This is a genomic window from uncultured Vibrio sp., from assembly GCF_947488985.1.
Classification (GTDB): Bacteria; Pseudomonadota; Gammaproteobacteria; order Enterobacterales; family Vibrionaceae; genus Vibrio.
Genome location: NZ_CANLBV010000205.1, coordinates 1 through 1,634 on the forward strand (window position 1 = coordinate 1; position 1,634 = coordinate 1,634).

General features: G+C 45.8%; 2 protein-coding genes and 1 pseudogene. All 3 read right to left on the reverse strand.

All coding sequences use genetic code 11. The features are described from left to right. Positions 1–740, reverse strand: a 740-nt coding sequence (locus tag Q1A70_RS19800; RefSeq protein WP_299697615.1) for a trypsin-like serine protease, incomplete at its 3' end; no start/stop codon positions are given. 185 nt (positions 741–925) lie between these two features. After that, on the reverse strand, positions 926–1,297 hold the full coding sequence (locus Q1A70_RS19805) for a hypothetical protein (protein ID WP_299695588.1): 372 nt from the start codon (positions 1,295–1,297) through the stop codon (positions 926–928). 19 nt (positions 1,298–1,316) lie between these two features. Continuing rightward, positions 1,317–1,634: pseudogene (locus tag Q1A70_RS19810) on the reverse strand (type II secretion system protein); the annotation flags it as partial.

Consider the following 1,634-nt stretch of genomic DNA (forward strand, 5'->3'; position numbering starts at 1 on the left):
TCCTGGTGCAGAGACTGCACTGTGATGGTCGTTTTGCCGTTAGCTTGCGCCAGCGTTGGGTAATGCCAGCCGTTCACAGTCTCAAGAATAAAGTTATCGGAATAAGTCAGATCAGTGCCGTAAGTTTCGCGTTCGCCCATCACCGTTCGACTACCCTTATGAATTCCTACAATCTCATTGTTAGTATTGACCCATGCCGAACCAGAATCGCCACCTGTCGTGTGTGATAAGTTGACCGTATCAAGATAAATTAGGTAAGGATCAGCCCAATGGTGATGGCTGAAAGTAAAATCGGCGCGATTGAGGTTCTCAATAGTGCCTCCAAAACCGCTTATATGAACAGGCTCATTGTCAGTCAATTCCCTCGCTGTCAAAAAGTGAATGTGACTGTAATCAATAGGTTGACTTAATAAGGCAAACGCTACGTCTTTATCCCAATCATCACTGTGGCCATCATTGTCATACTCAGGGTGCAACACAGAGTACGCAATGGTGTGCGTGTCATTAGAAGCTGTCACTACCGTATCAAGTTTATCACCCTGAAGACAATGCGCGGCAGTGATGGCATAGCGCCCCGCGATGAGGGTGGCAGTGCAGTATTGGCTATCACTAATGCTGCTATCAATGCGCACGGTGTCATCTTGCGAAGACCAATCGATAGGTGTGCCATTCACCACCGCCAAAGCTTGCGTAGATAATAATGTCAGCGCTGAAGCTGAAAAAAAAGCCGTTTTTTTCATGTCGGTATCCTTGAGAATGACCTGATATTTGATGGTATTCATTATACCAAAAAACAACCTATAAATGAGCTTATCTCTCTGTTTTATCTATGATCATTAGTTCTATTAAATGGCTTTTTATGATCGAGAAGCATACCCAGTTGGACTTAAAAACGCTCATCCTTGAGCGTTGAGTATCGGCTTAATTATTCACAGCTGTAATAATTGGTTTTATCGGTACACTTTTTATCCCCATTACCGATGTTCCAGCAGCTTCTGTAAGATTGACTGCCGTACCCCCCTTTCGGTGCGCACTCATGCCCTGTCGCGGTACCTAGCAGCATAATAGCTGAGTTTCCATGCGGAATACTGTTTATTGCCTTCCAGTGACCAAAATCGCCTTGGTTGCCGTCAGGAATCTCGTGTTCAGAAAGTCCTTTATCATCGGGCGGATTATGTACCGCTGCATTCGCCTCCTCAAACGGGCGATTGGATTCGAGCGCATCTTCATAACTGACTTTCGCCAGCGCGCTGGTGCTTAGGCACATAGCGGTCATGAGTAAAACAGAATGTTTCATAGTGTGTTCCTTTGTTGTGTTATTTACATTGAGTGATGGCGAGAACTTCGCCTTCATTTCTAACATCAAGATCTCCCGAGCTCAGGGATCTGACCCGAACCTCTAACCCCACTTGCCAACGGTCGCCCGTTTGACTCATCAAATACGGCTTTTGACTTCCGGTGAGTTCAAAGTCTTTATTGATAAAAACACTTCCGATACCGAGAGTAATGTCGGGTTGCTGCCCCACTGGGCACGACGGTTTGTTCACGTAGTTACCGTGAGCGACTGTGTAAACATTCGACAGCCCTTTCGAGACAATTTTTTGTGTGTTGTCGGAGTTGGCAATCGTGATGTC